This is a genomic window from Nannocystis sp. (assembly GCF_016714285.1).
Taxonomy (GTDB): domain Bacteria; phylum Myxococcota_A; class Polyangia; order Nannocystales; family Nannocystaceae; genus Nannocystis.
Window position 1 is genome coordinate 244,450 of record NZ_JADJNN010000010.1, and the last position, 22,801, is coordinate 267,250.

19 protein-coding genes are annotated in these 22,801 nt (G+C 69.4%); 8 read left to right on the plus strand and 11 right to left on the minus strand.

Annotated elements, in window-relative coordinates; translation table 11 throughout:
- Positions 1-21 precede the first annotated feature (21 nt).
- The gene (locus IPJ59_RS19225) at positions 22-507 is read right to left on the minus strand and encodes a MauE/DoxX family redox-associated membrane protein (RefSeq protein ID WP_293253246.1); all 486 of its coding nucleotides are present in this window, start codon (positions 505-507) and stop codon (positions 22-24) included.
- On the minus strand, positions 504-701 hold the full coding sequence (locus IPJ59_RS19230) for a hypothetical protein (protein ID WP_293253249.1): 198 nt from the start codon (positions 699-701) through the stop codon (positions 504-506). Before IPJ59_RS19230 ends, IPJ59_RS19225 begins: the two co-directional genes overlap by 4 nt.
- A 201-nt stretch (positions 702-902) precedes the next feature.
- On the opposite strand from IPJ59_RS19230, the gene IPJ59_RS19235 reads away from it, so the two are divergent.
- Both IPJ59_RS19235 and ychF read left to right on the plus strand, forming a co-directional pair.
- On the plus strand, positions 903-1,694 hold the full coding sequence (locus IPJ59_RS19235; protein WP_293272819.1) for a hypothetical protein: 792 nt from the start codon (positions 903-905) through the stop codon (positions 1,692-1,694).
- A gap of 76 nt (positions 1,695-1,770) precedes the next feature.
- Positions 1,771-2,871 (plus strand): redox-regulated ATPase YchF, encoded by a 1,101-nt coding sequence (gene ychF / locus IPJ59_RS19240; RefSeq protein WP_293253255.1) that lies wholly within the window; start codon positions 1,771-1,773, stop codon positions 2,869-2,871.
- A 51-nt stretch (positions 2,872-2,922) separates the two neighbouring features.
- Here ychF and IPJ59_RS19245 read toward each other — a convergent pair whose 3' ends face one another.
- On the minus strand, positions 2,923-4,050 hold the full coding sequence (locus IPJ59_RS19245; RefSeq protein WP_293253258.1) for an aminotransferase class I/II-fold pyridoxal phosphate-dependent enzyme: 1,128 nt from the start codon (positions 4,048-4,050) through the stop codon (positions 2,923-2,925).
- 74 nt (positions 4,051-4,124) lie between these two features.
- Here IPJ59_RS19245 and IPJ59_RS19250 point away from each other — a divergent pair, with 74 nt between their 5' ends.
- Genes IPJ59_RS19250 through IPJ59_RS19260 form a run of 3 tightly spaced genes read left to right on the plus strand, consistent with a single transcriptional unit; the run spans position 4,125 to position 6,504 of the window.
- Entirely contained in the window at positions 4,125-5,372 is a 1,248-nt protein-coding gene (locus IPJ59_RS19250) for a DUF2332 family protein (protein ID WP_293253261.1), read from the plus strand.
- Positions 5,373-5,409: 37 nt separating this feature from the next.
- Positions 5,410-6,234 carry a tetratricopeptide repeat protein gene (locus IPJ59_RS19255; protein WP_293272820.1) on the plus strand — a complete coding sequence of 275 codons (825 nt, stop codon included), beginning with the start codon at positions 5,410-5,412 and terminating at the stop codon, positions 6,232-6,234.
- 6 nt (positions 6,235-6,240) lie between these two features.
- Positions 6,241-6,504 carry a hypothetical protein gene (locus tag IPJ59_RS19260; protein WP_293272821.1) on the plus strand — a complete coding sequence of 88 codons (264 nt, stop codon included), beginning with the start codon at positions 6,241-6,243 and terminating at the stop codon, positions 6,502-6,504.
- 73 nt (positions 6,505-6,577) lie between these two features.
- On the opposite strand, the gene IPJ59_RS19265 is transcribed toward IPJ59_RS19260, so the two are convergent.
- The 4 genes from IPJ59_RS19265 to IPJ59_RS19280 form a co-directional block, all read right to left on the minus strand.
- Entirely contained in the window at positions 6,578-8,656 is a 2,079-nt protein-coding gene (locus tag IPJ59_RS19265; RefSeq protein ID WP_293272822.1) for a 2-oxoacid:ferredoxin oxidoreductase subunit beta, read from the minus strand.
- Position 8,657: 1 nt separating this feature from the next.
- Complete coding sequence (locus IPJ59_RS19270) at positions 8,658-10,535, minus strand: 2-oxoacid:acceptor oxidoreductase subunit alpha (protein ID WP_293272823.1); 1,878 nt, start codon at positions 10,533-10,535, stop codon at positions 8,658-8,660.
- Positions 10,536-10,668: 133 nt separating this feature from the next.
- On the minus strand, positions 10,669-11,304 hold the full coding sequence (locus IPJ59_RS19275; protein ID WP_293272824.1) for a hypothetical protein: 636 nt from the start codon (positions 11,302-11,304) through the stop codon (positions 10,669-10,671).
- Complete coding sequence (locus IPJ59_RS19280; protein WP_293272825.1) at positions 11,276-11,752, minus strand: pyridoxamine 5'-phosphate oxidase family protein; 477 nt, start codon at positions 11,750-11,752, stop codon at positions 11,276-11,278. Before IPJ59_RS19280 ends, IPJ59_RS19275 begins: the two co-directional genes overlap by 29 nt.
- A gap of 105 nt (positions 11,753-11,857) precedes the next feature.
- Here IPJ59_RS19280 and IPJ59_RS19285 point away from each other — a divergent pair, with 105 nt between their 5' ends.
- Both IPJ59_RS19285 and IPJ59_RS19290 read left to right on the plus strand, forming a co-directional pair.
- Positions 11,858-12,889 carry a tetratricopeptide repeat protein gene (locus tag IPJ59_RS19285; protein ID WP_293253285.1) on the plus strand — a complete coding sequence of 344 codons (1,032 nt, stop codon included), beginning with the start codon at positions 11,858-11,860 and terminating at the stop codon, positions 12,887-12,889.
- Between the two features lie 11 nt (positions 12,890-12,900).
- Entirely contained in the window at positions 12,901-14,148 is a 1,248-nt protein-coding gene (locus IPJ59_RS19290; protein WP_293272826.1) for a LeuA family protein, read from the plus strand.
- 12 nt (positions 14,149-14,160) lie between these two features.
- Here the strand turns inward: IPJ59_RS19290 and IPJ59_RS19295 are convergent, their stop codons facing one another.
- Genes IPJ59_RS19295 through IPJ59_RS19310 form a run of 4 tightly spaced genes read right to left on the minus strand, consistent with a single transcriptional unit; the run spans position 14,161 to position 21,512 of the window.
- The gene (locus IPJ59_RS19295; protein ID WP_293253291.1) at positions 14,161-15,741 is read right to left on the minus strand and encodes a hypothetical protein; all 1,581 of its coding nucleotides are present in this window, start codon (positions 15,739-15,741) and stop codon (positions 14,161-14,163) included.
- Between the two features lie 26 nt (positions 15,742-15,767).
- Positions 15,768-17,189 carry a dihydrolipoyl dehydrogenase gene (gene lpdA / locus IPJ59_RS19300; protein WP_293272827.1) on the minus strand — a complete coding sequence of 474 codons (1,422 nt, stop codon included), beginning with the start codon at positions 17,187-17,189 and terminating at the stop codon, positions 15,768-15,770.
- Between the two features lie 6 nt (positions 17,190-17,195).
- Positions 17,196-18,692, minus strand: a complete 1,497-nt coding sequence (gene sucB / locus IPJ59_RS19305; RefSeq protein ID WP_293253297.1) for a dihydrolipoyllysine-residue succinyltransferase — start codon at positions 18,690-18,692, stop codon at positions 17,196-17,198.
- A 24-nt stretch (positions 18,693-18,716) separates the two neighbouring features.
- Positions 18,717-21,512, minus strand: coding sequence for a 2-oxoglutarate dehydrogenase E1 component (locus tag IPJ59_RS19310; RefSeq protein ID WP_293272828.1), 2,796 nt, complete (start codon positions 21,510-21,512; stop codon positions 18,717-18,719).
- Between the two features lie 212 nt (positions 21,513-21,724).
- On the opposite strand from IPJ59_RS19310, the gene IPJ59_RS19315 reads away from it, so the two are divergent.
- On the plus strand, positions 21,725-22,801 hold the full coding sequence (locus tag IPJ59_RS19315) for a hypothetical protein (RefSeq protein ID WP_293253303.1): 1,077 nt from the start codon (positions 21,725-21,727) through the stop codon (positions 22,799-22,801).

The window sequence follows — 22,801 nt, forward strand, 5'->3', positions numbered from 1 at the left end:
CTCCGGGCGCGGCGCGGTGGGCTAGCGCACGCTCGCGGGGCGCGGGGCGGCGAGCACGAGGGCCGCGAGCGCGAGCAGGCCGAGGTTTCGCAGGAGGTGCAATGCGCTGACGGGGTCGGCGGTCTCGCTCGCGCTGGCGCCGAAGCAGCCGCAGCTGAGGTCGAGGCCGCGGGCGAGGCTGACTGCGAGCAGCGCGGTGAAGCCGAGCAGGAGGCCGGCGAGCAGGAGGGCGCCGCCGCGGCGCCACGGGGTGAGCAGGGCGAGCGCGCCGATCAGCTCCAGCGTCGGTACGAGGGTGGCGATCAGGTTGACGCTGACGTCTGGGAAGGCCTGGTAGTTGGCGATCGCGGCGGCGAAGGCGGCCGGGTCGGCGAGCTTGGGGGCGGCCGCGGCCAGGAACACGCCGGCGAGCGAGAGGCGGGCTAGCCAGGCCAGGGTCGGGCCGAGCCGCGAGTGGGATGGCTTCGGGGACATGTCCTCGGAGACATGTGACACGGCGCTAGTCATGGCAGCTCCTCCGGGAGCTCGGAGCGCAGCGCCTCGGGCGGGGGCTCGGCGAGGGCGGGCTCGGCGAGGGTGCAGGCGGCGGCGGGCTGGGCGAGGACGGGCAAGCCAGGCCGCAGCACGAGGTGGACGAGCCCGACGAGCGCGCCGAGGGCGGTCAGGATGAGGAGCTCGCGCAGGTCATCGCGGGAGATCACGGCGGGGCCTCCGAGGATAGCGGCAAACGTGGCCGCGTTTGCGAGGCAACCGGGGCTGCTGCGGGCAGATTCCCGGGTGGTGGTCTGCGGGCCCCCGGGCTGCGCGAGAAATTGCGGCTGACCCGGCGGGCGGTGTTACCCTCCGGCCAGGAGCGCGCGCGTGCCGTGAGGGACGCGATGGCGCTGGCAGGAGAGATTGTCATGACCGACCCACGACCCCCTCTTTGCCCCTCGAGGCTCTGGTCCCGCCTGGCGTTCCTGGCGTCTGGGGCGGCGTTCGCGTTCGCCGTCGGGCTCGCCCCGCAGGCGGCGCAGGCAGCCGGCGCGACCATCGGAGGCAAGGCCGGCACGAGTGGCGTGAGCGGCAGCGGTGGCATGAACAGTGGCGCGAAGGGCAAGAAGAAGGGCTTTCAACTGCCGGAGCGGGTCGCCCAGGGCAACGCGATCTCCTTGCTGATGCCGGTGCAGGTCGGCTTCGCCGGCTACATGCCGCGCGTGCGCATCGCCCTGCAGTACGACCGCCAGATCCAGAAGGCACACTGGGTCTACCTCGGGGCGGCGGCGCTGCTCGACCGCGGCGACTTCAAGACCTTCAAGCTCGGCTCCTGCGGCCTCGGCACGCAGGGGTCGTGCAACAAGGGCACGGTCGCGGGCTTTGATGTCTACGCCGGCTACGCGCACAAGTGGTACCTTGAGGACTATCCGTACCTGGTGCCGATCGCCCGCGGGGCGATCGGCGGCGGGGCGTGGTACCTGCCGGACATCACGGGCTCGCGGCAGCAGTCGCGCATCTCGAGCTGGGGCCTCAGCCTGCGCCCAGGCGGCGGCCTCCGCTTCTTCCCGATCCTCGACCTGGCGATCGGCATCGACATCAACTTCGTGCTGGGCTTCACCTCATCGAAGGACAAGCCAGTGGGCGAGCCGCTCGTGAAGAAGGCCAACTTCCTGTTTGGCATGGAGATCCTGCCGCTGATCATCGAGTACCGCTTCTGAGGCCTGCCGCGCGTGTGGCGCGTGCGTGCGGAAACCCAGGTCGCAGCGGGCGGCGGTTCGTGTTAGCGAGGCCGCCATGGCACTGGCTGTCGGCATCGTCGGGCTCCCCAACGTGGGCAAGTCCACCCTGTTCAATGCGCTGTCCAACGCGGGCGCGCAGTCGGCGAATTATCCCTTCTGCACGATCGAGCCGAACGTCGGCATGGTGTCGGTGCCGGACCCGCGGATGGACGCGCTGGTGAAGGTGGTCGAGCCGAACAAGATCGTGCCGACCACGGTCGAGTTCGTCGACATCGCCGGCCTGGTGAAGGGCGCGAGCCAGGGCGAGGGGCTCGGCAACCAGTTTCTCACGCACATCCGCAACGTCGACGCGATCGTCCACGTGGTCCGCTGCTTCGACGACGACAACATCATCCACGTCAACAACAAGGTCGACCCGGTCGGCGACGCGGAGATCATCAACACCGAGCTGCTGCTGCGCGACATGCAGTCGGTCGAGGCGCGGCTGAACAAGGCCAGGAAGGCGTCGAAGGGCGGCGACAAGGGCGAGAAGCAGGCGACGATCAGCTGCGAGAAGCTGCTCGACGCGATGGGCCGCGGGGTGATGGTCCGCAACATCCCGCTCGACGAGGCCGACCGCGAGGTGGTGCAGTCGCTGACGCTGCTCACCGCCAAGCCGGCGCTGTACGCCGCCAACGTGGCCGAGAGCCAGCTGGCGGCCGGGCTCAAGGACCCGAAGGTGGCGCGCCTGGTCGAGGTGGCGGAGCGCGAGGGCACCGAGGTGGTCGTGATCTCGGCGGCGATCGAGGCCGAGATCGCGGGGCTGTCACCGGACGAGCGGCGCGAGTTCCTCGAGGGCATCGGCGCCGAGGAGCCGGGCCTCAGCCGGCTGATCCGCCGCGCCTACACGCTGCTCGACCTCATCACCTACTTCACCGCCGGCAAGCAGGAGGTGCGCGCGTGGACGATCGAGCGCGGCACCCTGGCGCCGCAGGCCGCCGGGAAGATCCACACGGACTTCGAGCGTGGCTTCATCCGCGCCGAGGTGATGGCCTGGACCGACCTCGTGCAGCTAGGCTCCGAGGCGGCGGTCAAGGCCAAGGGCCTGTTTCGCGTCGAGGGCAAGGAGTACACGGTGCAGGACGGTGACGTGATGCACTTCCGCTTTAACGTGTGAGGCGCTTGGACGTGCGGCGCTTCGACGTGTGCGGTGGTTGAACGGGAGGCGTCAGGCGGCGTCGCGCGGGTCGTCGTAGGTCGGCGGGCGGTCCGAGGTGGCGCCGCCGAGCAGGTCGTCGAGCGTGGCCGAGAAGTTGGCGAGGCCCTGCTCGAGCACCTGGGTGGGCGCGGCGAAGCCGAGACGCACGCACTGCGGGGCCTCGAGCACGCTGCCGGGGATCACCTGGGTCTCGTAGCGGGCCCGCAGGTGCGCGGCGAAGGCGAGGTCTTGCACGCCGACTGGCAGGCGCACGAGCGTGTGCACGCCGGCGTGCGGCGGGACCCACTCGATGCGCGGCTCGCCCTGGGCCCAGCGTTCGACGACACGGCGGCCAGCGGCGGCGATGCGGTTGGCGCGGAGGGTGAACTCGTCGATGTGGCGCAGGGCGTGGGCGGCGAGGCGGGCGGTGGCGGCGGGCAGGCGGGTGTGCAGGTAGTCGGCGGCGATGCGCAGGCCGCGGGCCAGGTCGGGGTCGCGGGTGACGAGCCAGCCGACGCGCAGCTCGGGCAGGCCGAGGCCCTTGCTGGTCGAGCTGAAGGAGATGGCGTTGTCAGCGACGGTGCAGGCGGGGCGGCAAGCGGCGGCGGGGTCGAGGTCGAAGGCGTGGTCGAGGAGGACCTCGTCGACGAGCAGCGCGGCGCCGACGCGGGCAGCGAGGCTGGCGATCTCGGCGAGGGTGCGCGGGCTGCAGGCGACGCCGGAGGGGCTGTGCAGGTTGGTCAGGACGACCGCGCGGGTGCGCGGGGTGAGCACCTTGGCGAGTCGTTCGGGGACCAGCTGCCAGCCGTCCTCGATGCGGCGGTCGATGCGGGCCACGCTGGCGCCAAGCATCTCGGGCACCCGAAACAGCGGCTCGTAGGTGGGGCGCTCGACGACGACGTGGTCGCCCGGGCGGAGGATGGCGATCAGGGCGTGAACGATCGCCTGGTTGGCGCCGGGGCACAAAGCGACCTGGCCCGGCTCGACGTCGTAGCGGTCCGCGACCGCGTGCACGAGCGACGACTCGGCCTCGTCCCAGGCGAGCGCGGCGGGCTCATCGTCGTCGTCGCGACGCTGTGACGCGATGCTCCGGGACAGGTCGTAGCGAGCGCCCGGGACCACGGAGAGGGCCCAGGACGCGGCTTCGAGGGGTCGCAAGGGGACCTGCACGATAGCGCGCATCGTTTCAGATGTGACCCGCGACCGCAAGGTGTACAGTAGCCCCCAGCCTGATGCAGCGCGCAGCGGAGACGCAGGAGTGGGTGGCGAACATCACCCGGCAGGCGGCGTTCACGAGGGGCTACTCGCCGTTGTCGGCGGCGATCCTCGACTGTTTGGCAGGTTGGCTGGCAGGTAGGCTGGCGGTCGGGTTGGCCGTGGGGGCTGACGGGGTCGCTGCCGAGGTTGAGGCGCTGCGGCGGCGCTTCCTGGCGTTTGTCGGGGCGAGGCGCTGGGACAACGACCTCGAGCCGATCTTGAAGTTGGCGGCGACCCTGCACAGTCATGTGCTGCGCGGCGACCCGCGGGTCGCGGGGCTGCGACCGTACTACCGCACGGTCTCGGACAGCGACACGGCGGACGCGGCCTCGCCCGACGAGCCGGCCTTCGCGGGAGAACTGCTCGCCGCGCTCTCGGCTCTCGGTGACGACCTGCTGGTCGAGGCCGAGGGCTGGGTGATGCAGACCAACGAGACGGCACGCGGCGTGATCTGGCTGCTGCCCGCTGCGCTGCTGCAAATCGAGGCCGCGTACCTGGTCGAGCTCGGGGCCAGCGCGGGTCTCAATCTGCTCGCGGATCTGCGTCGCTTCGACCTGCGCTGGGCGGACGGCGAGGGCCTCACGCTCGGCCATGGCGAGGCGTCGCAGTTCCAGATCGAGTGCGAGGGCCCGCGACCGTCGCTGCCGTCGCGGGTGCGTCCGCCGGAGATCGTCGCACGCGTCGGCGCCGACGCCCGCGTGGTCGACCTCGACGCGCCCGACGCGGAAACGCAGCTGGCCGCGTGCATCTGGGGCGACCAGCCGCGTCGCATGCAGCGTCTGCGGGAGGCGCTCGAGCTGCGTCGCGGCCTGCGAGGCACGCCGCAGGCGGCGCGGATGCTGCGGGCCAGGCTGCCGGATGAGACCGACGAGCTGCTGCGCGCCGCGGTGCCGGTCCACCCGGTCGCGCCGGTGATCTTGTTTGATACCTACGTGACCGCGTACTTCAACGACGTGGATCACCGCGCCCTGGTCCGCGCGGTCGAGGCCTTCGCCCGCCCCTGGACCCTGCGCCACCAGTTGTCGTGGCTGTGGGTCCGCTTCGAGCCGGCGCGGGCCGGTGAGACCCAGGCCCCGCAGATCGGCTGGTGCCGCTGGTGGGTGGAGGTTTGGACCCAGGGGCAGCGGCACACGGTCGAGCTCGGCTGGGCCCACCCGCACTGCGTCCATCTGAGCTTCGGGCCCGGTCTCGCGGCGCTGGCCCGGCTGCGAGGGCCCGAGTGACATCCGGGCGCGGTGGTGGCATCGTCCGGCCGACGCCATGACGCCCGCCTCGACCCGCCCGCTCGCCGCGCTGCTAGTCGCCCTGCTGGCGTTGGCGTCAGTGCCCGCGGCGGCGAGTCCGTACCGCGTGCTGGCGCCGCCGGTGGAACCTGTCCCTGCGGCCAGCACGCCTGTCCCTGCGGCCAGCACGCCTGTCCTTTCGACCAGCCCGCCTGTCCCTTCGACCAGCCCGGGCGGGGCCGCGGTGGCGCCGACCGACAGCGCGGCCGAGCGGGCGGCGATCTCGGCCGCGACCTCGCCGACGCAGCCGCTCTCGGACGACCCCGCGCTCGAGTACCGCCGCGGCGAGCAGGCCTACGCGCTCGGCAACTACGAGCAGGCGGTGCGGCACTTCGAGCGTAGCTACGAGCTGTCGAACTTCGCCGACCTGCTCTACAACCTCGGCATGGCCTACTCGCAGTGGCACGGCCTCGACGGCGACGTCGGGCACCTGCGCAAGGCCAAGCGGCTGTTCCAGAACTACACCAAGCGGCTGTCCGAGAACCCGGCGATGGACCAGAGCCAGCGCGACGAGGCCGAGGCGCAGATCGCCCGGCTCGACGAGCAGATCGCCGAGCACGAGAAGCGGGTGGCCGCGCCGCCGCCGGTGGTCAAGCCTGACCCGCAGCCGCAGCCGCAGCCGCCGCTCGACCAGCCGGAGAAGAAGCCGGTGTACAAGCGCGGGTGGTTCTGGGGCGTGATCGGTGTGGTCGTGGTGGCGGCCGCGGTGACCACCGCGGTCGTCCTCACCCGCAAGCCGGGCTTCGAGCCCGAGCTCGGCAGCATCGGCCCCAACTCGGGCACCGCGCTGCTGCGCTTCTGAGGTGGCATGTCGTCGAGCCAGGACCTGCACCCGCTCTCGGGCGCCCGCTTCGTGTGTGAGCGGGCCGAGGGGCCCGCGCTCGTGTACACGGTGGCGGTGTACGCCGCCGGCGGTCGCACGCACCAGGCGACGCTGCGCTGGGACGCGGAGGGCCTCGCGGTGGCCGAGCCGGTCTGCGCCGACCCATGGGCGCAGACGGAGCTTCTCAAGCTGGCGCGGGTGTTGCGGCACGGCGAGCAGGCGCGACTGAGTCGCTGGCGCGGTCCCTGACGGGTCGCGCACCGACGAGCGCAGGGCGGGTCGCTGTGCGCCCGCCCTGCCTTTCGTTGCCGTGCGTTCGGGGTCAGCCGCCGGTGCTGGAACCGCCGGTGGTGCCGCCGCCAGTGGTGCCGCCCATGTTGATCGGGCAGCCCTCGTCGCCCTCGTCGCAGCAGATGCACGAGATGCCGCGCTGGTCGCCGCAGTAGCCGTAGTCGTAGGTGACCCCCATGCCGTCGCCTTCGGTCATGCAGAGGACGGTGCAGTCGGTCGCGCTCAGCTTGCCGTAGTCGCAGGACTCGAGCGAGACATCACCGTTGCAAGTGTCGGGCGTGTCATTGGTGCAGGCGGTGCCGGGGCCTTCGCCGCACACGAACTTGACCATCGAATCCTCGTCGACGCAGCCGTAGGCGAAGCCGTGTCCGTCGGCGATGCAGTTCTCGTTGGGGCCGTTCGGGTTCTCGACCCAGCTGCCGTTGGTGCACACGTAGTACTTGCTGCCCTCGGGGCCGCAGTCGGGGTTGTCGGCCGTGAGGCAGAGGAAGTTCTCGGTGTTGGCGTCGCAGCTGCCGGGCGGTTCGGTGCCGACGCTGCAGTCGAGCGGTGTGCCGGTGGTGCCGTTGGTCTCGCTGGTGGTCGGGACCTCGGCCGTCGTGCCGCTGGTCGGCGTGTTCGTCGTGGTGCCGTTGTTGGTGTCGGAGCTGCTCGTGCCCGGGGTGGTGTCGCTGGTTGCCGTCGCGCAGCAGTCCAGGTTGTTGATGTCGTTGGGCTTGCACCAATCGTAGCCCACGTTGCAGAAGCACTCGCCGTTGCTGAGGAAGCTGTTGTCGTCGGTGCAGCTCTCGGCCTCCTTGCCGCCGCCGCCGAGGGTGACCACGCAGCCGAGCGCGACGGAGCTGAGGAAGGCGGAGAGGGCCGACAGGCGAGTGAACTTCAAACCAGACGTCAAGGTAGATGAGAACATGACAAGGTGTCCTGGAAAGGCGTGGGTGCGAGCCAAAGCGGCGTGGGGCCTCAGACGGCCCCTGGTGAAGCTTGATTCTCTCACTCCCGTGGTTGCAAGGGCGCGGAGAAACCGCCCTCGACGGCGTCTCACGCGGCCAATAGCGTGACCGCTGCTCAGCTCGGGTCGGACTCGACGACCCAGGTGTGGCCCTTGCGCATCAAGGCGTTGAGGTCGCCCAGGCCCTTGGCCCGGGCCTGCCGGTTCTGCTCGTGCATGCCGCGCTCGAAGGATGTGCCGGCGCCAGGGTGCAGGTAGAGGACACCGAGGGCGACGGGGAAGGTCGGTGGCTCGAGGGTAGCGAGCAGGAAGGCCATCGTATGGTTGTGCTCGTCGTGCACAAGGATGTCGGCCTCGGTGACGCCATACTCGCCGATGGTGACGACCTCGAGCTCGAGCTTGCCGGGGCTGCAGGCGCAGGCCCTTGGTGTGGTCCTTGCCGAAGCGCATCGGCTTGCCGTGCTCGAGGTGGAGCTGAGTCTCGGCTGCGATCTCGCGCGCGGTGAAGTGCTCGAAGGCGCCGTCGTTGAAGACGGGGCAGTTCTGGTAGACCTCGACGAAGCCGGTGCCGACGAACTCGTGGGCGCGCTTGAGCGTCGTGATGAGGTTCTTGGCGTCGGTGTCGATGGCGCGGCCGACGAAGCGGCCCCCGCAGCCGAGCGCGAAGGCGGCCGGGATCAGCGGGTTGTCGACCGAGCCCATCGGCGTCGAGGGTGAGCGCTTGCCGAGCAGCGAGGTCGGCGAGTACTGGCCCTTGGTGAGCCCGTAGATCCGGTTGTTGAACAGGATCAGCTGCATGTTCACGTTGCGGCGGAGCACGTGCATCAGGTGGTTGCCGCCGATGCTGAGGCCGTCGCCGTCACCCGTGACGACCCAGACGTCGAGCTCCGGGTTGGCCAGCTTCACGCCCGTGGCGACCGCGGGCGCGCGCCCGTGGATCGTGTGGAAGCCGTAGGTGTTCATGTAGTAGGGGAACCGGCTCGAGCAGCCGATGCCCGACACGAACACGGTGCTCTCCTTGCGGACCCCGAGCTCGGGCAACATGCGCTGGACCGCCGCGAGGATCGCGTAGTCACCGCAGCCGGGGCACCAGCGGACCTCCTGGTCCGAGGTGAAGTCCTTGCGGGTGAGGGGCGGGGACGGTGGGTCGAGGGGCGTCATGTCAGTTGGCCTCCGGGACGTTGAGCTGCTTGCGGATCTCTGCCTCGATCTCGGCGATCTTGAAGGGTTGGCCGGCGATCTTGTTGAGGCCCTTGGCGTCGACCAAATACTCCGCGCGGAGCACCTTCACGAGCATGCCGTTGTTCATCTCCGGCACGATGACCTTCTTGAACCTGCGCAGGAGATCGCCGAGGTTGTGCGGCATCGGGTTCATGTAGCGAATGTGCAGGTGCGAGACCTTGAGGCCCGAGCGGCGGGCCCCGAGCACGGCCTGGGAGATCGCCCCGAAGGTGGAGCCCCAGCCAACGACCAAGAGATCGCCGGTGTCCTCGCCCTGTTCGATCTTCTGCGCCGGGATGTCGTCGGCGATGCCGGCGATCTTCGCGGCGCGCACCTTCGTCATCTTGTGGTGGTTGTCCGCGTCGTAGGAGATGTTGCCGGAGTCGTGGTGCTTCTCGATGCCGCCGATGCGGTGCTCGAGGCCCGGGGTTCCCGGCACGGCCCACGCGCGTGCGAGCGTGGCCGGGTCGCGCAGGAAGGGGTGGAAGCCCTCGGGTTCGCGGCGAAACTGCACCGGGAACGGCTTGATCGTCGTGATGTCGGGGATCTTCCACGGCTCGGCGCTGTTGGCCAGGAAGCCGTCGGTGAGCAGCAGCACCGGGGTCATGTACTTGGTTGCGATGCGCACCGCCTCGATCGCCATGTCGAAGCAGTCGCCGGGGGTGCAGGCGGCGATGACCGCGAGTGGGCAGTCGCCGTTGCGGCCGTACATGGCCTGGAGAAGGTCGCTCTGCTCCGTCTTGGTGGGCAGGCCGGTCGACGGGCCGCCGCGTTGAACATCGACGACGATCAGCGGGAGCTCGGTGGCGACGGCGAGGCCGAGCGCCTCGGCCTTGAGCGCGAGGCCCGGGCCGGAGGTGCTGGTGACCCCGAGCGCGCCGGCGTAGGAGGCCCCGATCGCGGCGCAGATCGCCGCGATCTCGTCCTCGGCCTGAAACGTGGTGATGCCGTAGCCGCGCAGGTTGGAGAGGGTGTGGAGGATCGTCGAGGCTGGGGTGATCGGGTAGGAGCCGAGCATCAGCTCGAGCCCCGCGAGCCGGCCGCCGGTCAGCAGGCCCCACGCGGTGGCCTCGTTGCCGGTGACGTTGCGGTACACGCCGGGCGCCAACCTGGCCTTCGGCACCTGGTAGCAGCCGATGCCGTTTGGGAGCTCGGCCGTCTCGCCGTAGACGTGCCCCGCATTCAGCGCCGCGACGTTGGCGTCGGCGATGGCGGGGTGCTTGGCGAACTTCTGGCGCAGCCACTCGATGGTGCTCTCGCGCTCGCGGCCGAACATCCACATCATCAGGCCGAGCGTCCACATGTTCTTGGCGCGCAAGGCCTCCTTGGTGCCGAGCTGGAACGGTGCCACAGCCTGCAGGGTGAGCCTGGAGACGTCGATCTTCAGGACCCGGTAGGCGCCGAGGCTGTCGTCGTCGAGCGGGCTCACCTCGTAGCTGGCCTTCTTGAGGTTACCCGGGGTGAAGGCGCCAGTGTTGACGACCAACATGCCGCCGATCTTGAGGTCGCGGAGGTTGACCCGCAGAGCCGCGGGGTTCATGGCGACGAGCACATCGGGGGCGTCGCCGGGCGTCATGACGTCGTGGCCCGCGAAGTGGACCTGGAAGCCTGAGACGCCGAAGGTCGTACCCGCGGGGGCGCGGATCTCCGCCGGGAAGTCGGGCAGGGTCGACAGGTCATTGCCCATCTGGGCGGTGGACTCGGAGAACTGCGAACCGGTCAGCTGCATGCCGTCGCCGGAGTCGCCGGCGAAGCGGATCACAACCGAATCGATGAGCTCACGCGAGGAGTTGCTGTTGCTCGGTGCGAAGGTATCCATGGCTGCATGGGCGACGCGTGGTCAACACGCGGCCGCGGCGCGCGGGGATGATAGGCCGACCGCGCGGAGCTTGTCACGGAAGCCCTGCGATCGGCCTACGATCGGCGAGTGAGACACGGCACGTCTGCGAGGTTCACGCGACGGCGGCGATCAGCGCCTCGAGGTACTCGATGTAGCTGGCGAGTGTCGGGGCGGCCGGGTTCTTCGGCGCCGTGGCCAGCGCCGAGGGGCCCTTCGCGCCGGCGGGGTCGATCACGGCACCAGCCCACTCGAGGAGGGCGGCGCGGCCGTGGATGTCAGCGACGCGCTGACCGCGGATGCTCGAGCGCGCAAGCTTCGCGTTCCAGGTGATCACCCGGCGGGCGAAGGGCTGCGTCCAGGCGCGATGGTTAGCCTCGAGCTGCGCCTTGAGGGCTGGTTGCGCCGCAACGAGGGCGTTTCGGATGCTGGCGCCGAGCTTGGCGGCATTGCGCGGGTCGTCGAGGAAGCGACCCTTGAGGAGGATCGTGCCGGACACATCGATCACCGCGCTGCCGATGCGGATCTCGAGCGGACCGAGGGAGGGGTCGACGACGATCTTGACCGCGTCCCCGCCTTCGGCCGCGGCGATCGCCCCGATCGCGTTGTTGTCCACCGCCACCTCGACTAGCTCGGCAGCGTGGGCTGGGCGGACGACCGAAATACACGCGCCGACAGCGACCAAACTGAGCCAGGTTCTACGGGACAGCATAATTCGGACCTCAGACGGGCACTGGTGGCCGATGTTCATCGCGGGTGGGCGCCGCGAACGACCATTCATGCTTGTACCCGAAGCCGAGGCGATTGTCGGTGAGCTTGGCCCACGTGACCGTGAGTGCGTAGAGGCGTTCACGTGCGTCGGGTCGCAGCAGTGCTGCGGCGCCTGGATGGCGCTCAAGGTAGGCGGCCCGCGCTGCGACGGCGGTGGGTGGCAACGGGACGACCTCGCCGCGGAGCTGAACGCCGCGCAGTTCAGCGATCGACTCTGTCTCGAGATAGAGGCCGGCGGCGACGGTGGTCGGACCCTCAGCGAGGTGACGTCCGTGGGTGGTATCGGGACGGCTGGCGAAGATCAGGCGTGGGCCGTCGCCCTGCTCCCCCGGCACGACGGCGTAGAACAGCGGCGTGGCGTAGGGGGCGGCCTCGCCGGGCACAGTGGTTGCGAGGGTCAACACCCAACACTCGCGCAGCACAGCCATGAGTGGACTCACGTAATCTCCGCTGTGGGTAGGCACGCATTGGACCTGTACCACGGGCGCGGGCGGAGCGCGGGGCCGAGCGCGCGCGTGATAGAGTCCGCCGCCATGAGCAGCAGCCAAACCATCGATGACCTTGTCGACCGCGGACTCGCAGCGGTCGAGTCCGACGACCTCGAGAGCGCGACGCAGATCCTGGAGGAGGCGGCCAAGGTCGCGGGTGAGAATCACGTGCGGGTGCTGCACCTGACCGGGATGCTCGCGTGGGCCGAGGGGCGTCCGGAGCACGCTGCGGGCTATCTGATGCAGGCGGCGGACGCGGGTTCGGAGGACCCGAACATCTACCTCGACTGCGCGGAGTGTCTGCTGCTCCACGACCAGGATCTCGACGAGGCCGAGGCGGCCGCGCGCACGGTGCTGCGTCTCGAGAACGCGTCGCAGGACGCGGTCGACCAGGCCCGGCTGTTGCTCTCGCAGATTCGCCTCGCTGATGAGGACAGCGAGGAGGCGCTCGAGCTGCTGGACGGCATCAGCGAGACGCGCAAGAAGGACCCGGTGTACCTCAGCACCTACGGGTTTGTGCTGATGAACGCGGGTCGCGACGCCGAGGCGGTCACGGCCCTGCGCGAGGCGGTCGCCGCCGATCCGGATGACCCCGATGTGCACTACTGGCTCGGCCAGGCGCTCGACTCGGTGGGCGACTTCACGGCCGCCCGCGAGTCGATGTTGAAGGTGCTGGAGCTCGACCAGGCCGATCACGACGAGGCGGGGCACGAGCACGACCCGCTGACGAACGACATCGAGGAGGATCTTCGCGGTCAGTTCGAGGGTGTGCTCGAGGAACTGCCGGAGCCGGTGCTCAAGCTGTTGGCCAACGCGCCGATCACGGTGCAGGCGCGGCCCACGGCCAAGCAGGTGGCGATCGGCGCAGATCCGCGCAGCGTGGTCACCTTCATTGGTCGTCCGCAGACCCACGACGGTGACGCGCGGCTCGACGGGATCATCATCATGCGCGACTTCCTGCTCGACGAGATCGACGATGACGACGACATCCCCGAGTTGATGATCGTGAGCATCATCGACGAGCTGCGCCGCTTCTTCCGCCTCGAGGGTCTGGAGATGAGCACCGGGGAGGAGTAAACCAAAGGCCCATGGCGACCCACGCGAACACTGCCGCCCTCATCTACGACTGGAACGAGAAGGAGCGCACGGGACCGCTGTTGCGGCGGGCGCCTCGATTCGTCGACGAGAGCATTCGTGACGGCATCCAGTCGCCGTCCGTGCGCGACCCGTCGATCGAGCAGAAGATGCAGCTGGTCCGCCTGATGGACCGCATGGGCGTGCAGACCGTGAACTTGGGCCTGCCGGGGGCGGGCAAGCGGGCGCAGGAGGACGTCGAGCGGCTGCTCCGCTTCATCGTCGAGGAGAAGCTGCGCATCACCACCAACTGCGCGGCGCGGACGATCGCCTCGGACATCACGCCGATCATCGAGATCTCGCAGCGCGTGGGCGTGCCGATCGAGGTGATGACGTTCATCGGCTCGAGCCCGATCCGCAGCTACGCGGAGGGCTGGGACAACGAGCGGCTCAAGAAGCACACGCTCGAGGCGGTCAAGCTCGGGGTGGAGAACGGCCTGCCGGTCGGCTTCGTCACCGAGGACACCACGCGCTCGCACCCGAAGACGCTGGACGTCCTGTTTCGTACGGCGATCGACGCCGGGGCCGGGCGTTTGGTGTTGTGCGACACCTGCGGGCACGCGACGCCGGACGGCCTGCGCAGCCTGCTGAACTTCACCAGGGGCGTGCTGCGCTCGATGGACATGGAGGACCAGATCGAGCTCGACTGGCACGGTCACAACGACCGCGGGCTGGCGCTGGCGCTGGGGCTCTTCGCCTTCGAGTGGGGCTTCGACCGGGTGCACGGCTGCGGGCTCGGCATCGGTGAGCGGGTCGGTAACACCTCGATGGATCTGTTGCTGCTAAACCTCTACCTGCTTGGGCAGCTCGATCCGCGGCGGCACGATCTGTCGTGTCTTGTGGAGTACGTCGAGGCGGTGAGCGAGTACACGGGGGTGCCGATCCACCCGAGCTACCCGCTGGCGGGGCGTGACGCGTTCCGCACTGCCACGGGTGTGCACGCGGCGGCGATCATCAAGGCTGAGAAGACCGGCGACCACGAGCTGGCCGATCGGGTCTACTCATCGGTGCCGGCGCGGGTGTTCGGGCGTCAGCAGCAGATCGAGATCGGTCACTACAGCGGGCGCTCGAACGTGTTGTACTGGCTGCGTGCGCACGGCTACGAGGCGACAGATGAGCTCGTCGATCGGGTGTTCAACTTCGCCAAGCTGCAGAACCACACGCTGACGACCGACGAGGTGAAGGCGGTCATCGGCGCCTGACTCGGCGCCTGGCTACCAGATGACCTTGAGCAACTTCTTGCACTCACGGGCGAGTGCGTGGAAGAGCTCGGGGTCGACCCATTTTTCGGGCAGGGTGGCGCGGTTGCCTGCGATGGTTGGGACGGCCATGACGGCGATCTGCATTGGGAAGAGGTCGGTGCGCGACCAGCCCTGAGCGCGGATCTGCGGGGTCTCGAGCGGCATCCAGCCGCGCGGGTTGTCGCCCCACACCAGCCACTGCGGCTCGGGTGGCTCGCGGTGTGGGTCATGGGTGCCTGGCCATAGCAGGAGGCCCGGGCGGGCGGTGCCTTCACGTGGGCGGAGCATCGCTGGCAGGAGCAGGGCGTCGGCCGGAAGGACCTCGGCCGCCGGTCGGCGGAGCACCGGCCGCTCGAGGAGGGAGCCGTGGCCGTGGGTGACGAACACGGCTGTTGTGTCGGCGGCGAGGACGGCGTCGACCTTGAGGTCGGCCAGGGGGGGGCCGCTCAGCTTGCTGCGCGTGAGGGTGAAGTCGGGGCGGCGGTCGGCGGCCTCGGCCGGCTTCGGCTCGACGAGGGTGCGCTTGCCGAGCTTGGCCGGCTGCCAATTCAGGGTGGTCGGGTCGACCCGCCAGAGGCGGCCGAGGGTGCCATCCGCTTGTGGGCCGCCGAGGATGAGGCGGTTGCTGCCGAGAGCGGCTGAGTGGAGCACCATACATTCGGCTGGCCACTCGAGGCGGCATTCCTCGGCTTCGGGCAGGGGGACGAACTCGTCTTCTTCGCCGGGAGGGGGCTTGGGTTGTTCGATGAGGAAGCGCTGGAGGAGGCCACGCGGGCGGAGGACGTAGACCCAGCGTTCGTCGCCAGCGATGGCGAGGGGGGTGGCGGCGCGGAGGGGGAGGCGGGGGAATTTTTCGTTATCGATGCGGAGCTGGCGGCCGGTCCAGGCGACGGCGCCGTCGCGGGCGGCGAGGAGGCAGCGGGGTGGCGTGGTGGTGCTGAGGCCGAGGGCGGTGATGCCTTCCGCGTCGACCTCGGTGGTGCTGGTGGTGCGCAGTCGCAGCTGCATGTAGCCCGACGGGTGTTCGGGGTCGATGACCCAGGCGCTCTGCGAGCCGTCGGCCCATATGGCGCGGCCCTCGAGGGGGACGAGGCCGAGGACCTGGTGTTCGGAGGACTTGCGGCGGTGGATCGGTGACTCGCGTTCGATGTCCCACAGCACCTCGCCCTGGCTGCCGGCGCCGCAGAGCAGGCCGGGGCGGACGACGCAGACGCGGTCGACGAAGTCGGCGAGTTTGGTGCCGACCTTGGTGATCGTGGTGGAGAACATGCTCCCGTAGTGGAGGTGATGGCCACCGATCCACAGGGCGCCGTCCTTGCTGGCCTCGCGCACGGACGGCTCGGCGGAGCTGAGCTCGATGGTGCGTTCGACCTCGAGGGTGGCGAGGTTCAGCAGCCACAGCTCGTAGGGGAGGGTGACGAGCAGGTGCTTGCCATCGCGGCTGTGGTCGATCGCCAGCGGGCGGTCGTCGAGGGCGGTGGCGTCGGCGGCCTTGGGGTTGGCGACGGTGCGCTGACCCGTGGGAGATCGCTTGATGGGGGCCTGCCGCCGCATGGGCCGCGAGCGTATCACGGCGCACTTTACAAGTGGATCACGCGGCCGCCGGCGTCGAGTGCTGCTTCTTTGATGGCCTCGGCGAGGGTTGGGTGGGCGTGCACGCTGCGGGCCAGGTCTTCGGCGCTGGCGGAGAATTCCATGGCGACTGCGGCCTCGGCGATGAGGTCGCTGGCGCGGGGGCCGATGATCTGGACGCCGAGGATGCGGTCGGTGTCCTTGTGGGCGAGGATCTTCACGAAGCCGTCGGTCTCGCCGAGGGCCCTGGCGCGGCCGTTGGCGGCGAAGGGGAACTTGCCTTTGCGGTAGGGGACGCCGGCCTTCTTGAGCTCGGCCTCCGACTTGCCGACGGTGGCGATCTCCGGGTGGGTGTAGATGACGCTCGGGATCGCGTCGTAGTTGACGTGGCCGGTGCTGCGAGCCTGCTTCGCCTTGGCGGCGATGTGCTCGACGGCGGCGATGCCCTCCTCCTCGGCCTTGTGGGCGAGCATCGGGCCGGGGATGACGTCGCCGATGGCGAAGATGCCGGGGACGCTGGTGGCGTAGTGCTCGTCGACGATGATGCAGCCGCGCTTGTCGAGCTTCACGCCGACGGCCTCGGCGTTGAGGCCGGCGGTGTTGGGTTTGCGGCCGACGGCGAGGAGGACGCGGTCGCCGGTGATGCCGGTGGGTTGGCCGTCCTTGCCGATGTACTCGACGGTGACGCGGTCTTCTTTGCGGGAGGTTCCGGTGACCTTGACGCCGAGGACGAGCTCGAGGCCCTGGCGGGCGAACAGTTTGCCTGCGAGGGTGCTGAGGTCCTCGTCGAGCATGGGCAGCAGGGTCGGCATGTACTCGAGGATGGTGACGCGGCTGCCGAGGCGGGCCCACACCGAGCCGAGCTCGAGGCCGATGACGCCGGCGCCGATGATGATGAGGTGTTCGGGGACCTCGGGGTAGGCGAGGGCTTCGGTGGAGGTGCCGACGTAGTCGCCGTCGATGGTGACGCCTGGGAGGCTGGAGGGGGTGGAGCCGGTGGCGATGAGGATGTTGCGGGTCTCGAGGGTGTAGGCGTCGGCGGCTTCGCGGACCTCGACCTTGCCAGGGGCGAGGATGTGGCCGGTGCCGCGGACGGAGGTGACGCCGTGCTTGCGGAACAGGCCGGCGATGCCGCCGGTGAGCTGGGAGACGATCTTGTCCTTGCGGGCCATCATCGTGCGCAGGTCGAGCTCGACCTTGCCGACCTTGACGCCGTGCTCCGCGAGGTGTTGTTCGGCGCCGAGGAAGCGCTCGCTGGACTCGAGCAGGGCCTTGCTCGGGATGCAGCCGACGTTGAGGCAGGTGCCGCCGAGGGTCTTATCCTTTTCGACGCAGGCGGTGCGCAGGCCGAGTTGGGCGGCGCGGATGGCCGCGACGTAGCCGCCGGGGCCGGCGCCGATGACGACGAGGTCGTAGATATCCTGGGACATGTTCGATCAGACCTCCAGCATGAGGCGTTCGGGGGCCTCGATGCGCTCCTTGATGTGGACGAGGAACTGGACGGCTTCGCGACCGTCGACGAGGCGATGGTCGTAGCTGAGGGCGAGGTACATGATGGGGCGGATCTCGACCGCGCCGTTGATGGCGACCGGACGCTCGACGATGTTGTGGAGGCCGAGGATGCCGGACTGCGGCGGGTTCAGGATCGGGGTCGAGAGCATCGAGCCGTAGACGCCGCCGTTGCTGATCGTGAAGGTGCCGCCGCTGAGCTCCTCGAGGGTGAGCTTGTTGTCGCGGGCGCGGGCGCCGAGGCGGGCGATCTCCTTCTCGACCTCGGCGAAGCCGAGGGTGTCGGCGGCGCGGACGACCGGGACGACCAGGCCCTTGCCGCCGCCGACCGCCACGCCGATGTCGTAGTAGTGCTTGTAGACGATGTTGTCGCCGCGGATCTCCGCGTTGACGGCGGGGAAGGCCTTGAGCGCCGAGATCGTTGCCTTCACGAAGAAGGACATGAAGCCGAGCTTGACGCCGTGCTTGTCGACGAAGTTCTGCTTGTAGGCGGCGCGCAGCTTGTAGACGGCGGACATGTCGACCTCGTTGAAGGTCGTCAGGATCGCGGCGGTGGATTGGGCCTGCACGAGGCGCTCGGCGACGCGGCGGCGCAGCGGGCTCATGGCCACGATCTCTTCGCCGCCGGGGGAGGGCTGCGGGTGGGATGGGGCCGGGGCCGGCTTGGCAGCGGCGGGTTGGCTGGGCTGGGCCGGTGCAGGGGCGGTAGCGGGTTGTGTGGCCGCGGGTTGTGCGGGTTGGGCCGGTGCAGGGGCGGCAGCGGGTTGTGCGGGCTGGGCTGCGACGGTTTGAGCGGCAGCGGTTTGGGCCGGAGCGGGCTTCGTGGGGGTTGCGGCGAGGCGGCTTGCGAGCTGGGCAGCGGCGGGGGCGGACGATTGTGCGGGTGCCGACGCAGCGGGCTGTGCAGGGGGGGTGGACGATTGTGCGGGTGCTGACGCAGCGGCGGGCTGCGTTGGTGTGGGCTGCGAGGGGGCAGGCGCGGGGGGAGGTTGGGCGGCGCGCTGGACGTCTTCTTTCAGGATGCGGCCGCCGCGGCCGGTGCCGGCGACGGAGTCGAGGTCGACGCCGCTGCGGGCCGCCTCGGCGCGGGCGGAGGGCATGGCGGCGGAGGGGACCTTCGACCTGTCTGAAGGGACAGGTACTGCCGAGCTGTCCGGAGGGGCAGGTTTGGCTGGCTCGCTGGCGCCGGTGACCTCGACCTCGCCGATGATCTCGCCGACGCGGACGGTGCTGCCCTTGGTCGCGGACTGGTGGGTGAGGATGCCGGCGACGGGGGAGGGGACCTCGACCGTGACCTTGTCGGTCTCGAGCTCGACGAGCGGCTGGTCGACCTCGACGCGGGCGCCCACGGGCTGCAGCCAGTTGGCGATGATGGCTTCGGTGATGGACTCGCCGAGGGCGGGGACTTTGATCGAGCTGGGCATGGGGGACTCGCGGGGAGGAGGGTGTCAGGCGAGGTTGGCGAAGGCTTCTTCGAGGATGAGCTTGCGCTCGAGCGCGTGGCTGTCGGGGGAGCCGGTGGCCGGGCTGGCGCTGGCGATGCGGCCGACGTAGCGGACGGCGGCGAAGCGGGGGAGGGCTACGAGTAGTTCATCGATGAGGGGGCGGGCGAAGGTCCAGCCGCCCATGTTCTTGGGCTCTTCTTGCACCCACAACAGCTCGCTGGCGTTGGGGTAGCGGGCGAGGGTGGCGGCGAGCTGGGGGGTGGGGAAGGGGTAGAGCTGTTCGACGCGGACCAGGGCGACCTTGTTGGCAGCGAGGTTGCTGGCGGCGAGGCGTTCGCGCTCGTCGTGGAGGTCGTAGTAGACCTTGCCGGCGGAGAGCATGACGCGGGTGACCTTGCTGGGGTCGGCGACGGCGGCGTCGTCGATGACGCGCTGGAAGCCGCCGTCGACGAAGTCAGCGACCGGGGAGAACGACGGGCGCGAGCGCAGGAGGCTCTTGGGGGTCATCAAGATCAGCGGCTTGCGCCACGGGCGGAGCACCTGGCGGCGCAGCGCGTGGAACACCTGGGCCGGGGTGGTGAGGTTACAGACCTGGATGTTGTCCTCGGCGGCGAGCTGCAGGAAGCGCTCGAGGCGGGCGGAGGAGTGCTCGGGGCCCTGGCCCTCGAAGCCGTGGGGGAGCATGAGCACGAGGCCGTTGAGGCGGTTCCACTTGTCTTCGCCGGAGACCAGGAAGTTGTCGATGATGATCTGGGCGCCGTTGACGAAGTCGCCGAACTGGGCCTCCCAGATGACGAGCGCGCCCGGGGCGATGAGGCTGTAGCCGAACTCGAAGGCGAGCACGGCGTACTCGCTGAGCGGGCTGTTATAGATCTCGAACTTGCCCTGGCCTTCGCCCAGCTCGTGGAGCGGCGACCAGGCGCGGCCGGTCTTGATGTCGGTATAGACGGCGTGGCGGTGGCTGAAGGTGCCGCGCTGGCTGTCCTGGCCGCTGAAGCGGACGTTGATGCCGGCGGCCAGGAGTGAGGCGTAGGCGGTCATCTCGCCCATCTGCCAGTTGAGCGGGTGGGTCCCGCTGAGCATCTCTTTGGCGTCGGCGACGAGGCGTTGCAGCTTCGGGTGGAGGTTGAAGTCGTCGGGCCAGCGGGTGAGGCGGGCGGCGAGGTGGTCGAAGGTGGCCTGGTCGACGGCGGTGGGGACCTCGGGGGTGTCGGAGTCGGGGCCGCCGCGGTAGGTCTGCCAGACGCCGTGCATGGGCGCCTTGCGGGGCTTGCGGGTGGTGCTGCGGGCCTGGGTGAGGGCGTCGTCGTATTGCTTGGTCCAGCGCTCGTCGAGGGCGTTGGCCTCGGCCTCGTCGACGGTGCCGCGGGCGATGAGTTCGCGCTGATAGATGGTGCGGACGGACGGGTGGCTCTTGATGAGCTCGTACATCAGGGGTTGGGTGAAGGTCGGGTCGTCGCCCTCGTTGTGGCCGAAGCGGCGGTAGCAGACGAGGTCGACGACGACGTCGGACTTGAAGCGCTGGCGGAAGGCCATGGCGAGGCGGGCGACGTAGGCGGCGGCCTCGACGTCGTCGCCGTTGACGTGGAACACGGGGACTTGCAGGAGGTGGGCGGCGTCGCTCGAATAGATGGTGGAGCGGGCGTCCTGGGGGTCGGTGGTGAAGCCGACCTGGTTGTTGATGACGAGGCGGATGGTGCCGCCGACGCGGTAGCCGCGGAGGCGGGCGAGGTTCAGGGTCTCCTGGACGATGCCCTGGCCGGCGAAGGCGGCGTCGCCGTGGATGGTGATGCCCATGACGCGCTCGCCGCCGAGGTCGCCGATGGCGTCTTGTTTGCCGCGGACGCGGCCCTGGATGACGGGTGCGATGGCCTCGAGGTGGCTCGGGTTGAAGGCCAGGGCGAGGTACATCGCGTGGCCCTTCTCGGTGGTGTACTCGCGGAAGTAGCCCATGTGGTACTTCACGTCGCCGGAGCCGATGCTCTCCCAGGGGTCGCCCTTTTCGAACTCGGAGAACACGTCGGCGACGGACTTGCCGAGGATGTTCATGAGCACGTTGAGGCGGCCGCGGTGGGCCATACCGAGGATGATCTCGCGGACGCCGAGTTCGGCGCCCTCCTCGATCATGCAGTCGAGCTGGGCGATCATCGCCTCGGCGCCGGAGATGGAGAAGCGTTTGGCGCCGATGAACTTGCTGTGCAGGAATTTGTCGACGCTCTCGATGCCGGCCATTTGATTGAGCAGGCGCTTCTGCTCGGCGATCGGCGGGATCTGGCGGTTCTCGCAGGCCTCCATGCGGGCCTGCAGCCAGGTGCGCTGCTCGAGATCGGGGATGTGCCAGTATTCGACGCCGACGTTGCGGCAGTAGGTGTTCTGCAGGCGCGACCAGATCTGGCGCAGCGTGGCGTTGCCGCCGGGCATGAGCAGGCCCGGGTCGAAGCTGCGGTCCATGTGTTCTTCGGTGAGGCCGAAGTAGGCGGGGTCGAGGGCGGGGGTGGTGGCCTTGCGCGGGCGGCCGAGCGGGTCGACGGTGGCGGCCATGTGCCCGTGGAGGCGGTAGCTCTCGATGAGCTTGTTGACGCGCGACTGGAGCGTGAACTGCTCGACCTCCTGGGCGTCGCGTCGGGGTTCGCCTGGGGGTTCGGTGGTGGGTTCGGTGGTGGGTTCGGTGCGTCGGCCGAGGTCACGGAGCACCGGGACCCACTCCGGGTCGACCGAGTTCGGGTCGCGTTGATAGGCCTCGTAGAGGGCCTCGAGGAACGCGAGGTTGTGCCCGCTGAGCGTGGACTCGATATCCATGGTCGGGCCGCAGTCTACTCGTTTGCCGGGGGGTGACAAAGCCGTGGAGCGCCCGCGGAGGGCCTCCCGCGGGCTTTGCGCCGCGCCTGTGAGCGGCGCAATGGCGGCGATTCGGCCCTGGTGCACGGGCGCGCAGGGCGGGACTGGCCTTGGTCTGGTGGGCAAAAAGAGGGGAGAAGCGTCCCGGGAATTGTGTCAACCTTCGCCCCACGATGAGCGCCAAGGCCAACCTCGATGTTCTCACCCGCAAGGTCGCCTACTCCGGGGAGGGAATCTCCGTCAAGTCGCTGGAGACCGAGATCCAGAAGGAGCGGACGGTTCAGGACGGCAAGGTGGACGAGCTCAAGGGGCTGCGCGAGCGCAACATCGAGATCCAGGGCGCGATGGCGGATGAGCTGAAGAAGCTGCGCAAGTTCAGCGACTATCTGAACGGGACGGCGCACAAGGGCGGGTTTCTCTCGGGGCTCAAGGAGATCCTGAGCTACATCCCGGGGCTGAAGGGGCTGGCGCTCAGCCAGCGCTCGATCGAGGAGCTGCTCAAGGCGCAGTATCACCTCAGCGCGCGGCGGGTGAAGGAGGCGGCGGAGTACGTCGACACGTTGAAGCAGAGCGAGCAGGACCTGTACAAGGAGCTCGACCGGATCAACGTGAAGATCGTCGAGATGGCGAAGAACGAGCGCGAGGCGCTGGGGGCGGTGCTCGAGCTCAAGGCGCTGCAGGAGCAGCTCAAGGCCGACGAGGCGGCGGTCGAGGCGGGCAGTGTGGAGCAGCGCGACATCCAGGCCAACGCCGACAAGGCGTACGCGCGGTTGGCCGAGCACTCGACCCACGTGCAGCTGTATGGATCTGCCGAGGAGCGCTATGTGCGGCTCAAGGAGAATACGCGCAAGCTGGCCGAGACGATCCGGAACCTGGCCAACGACATCCAGCAGTACACCACGGCGGCGTCGATCAAGCTCGACATGGCCTCGGCGCAGATCCAGGCGATCGGGCGGGCGGCGGACGCGTCCGCGGTGATGCTGGAGATGAAGCGCAGCCTCGACGTGATGACCGAGTCGATGAACGTGACGACGCAGTTCGTCAGCGACACGCAGATCTTCTTCCGCAGCAACCTCGACACGATGATCAAGGAGCTGGACACCTTCGACGAGACGACCACCGCGCTGCTCGACGAGAACCTGAAGAAGTCGAAGGACGTGGAGGAGGCGCGCATCGCCGCGGCGATCGAGAAGGCGACGAAGCGGGCCGGCGACGGGCCTGCCGCGGGCGCCGGGGCTGCGGCGGGCTGA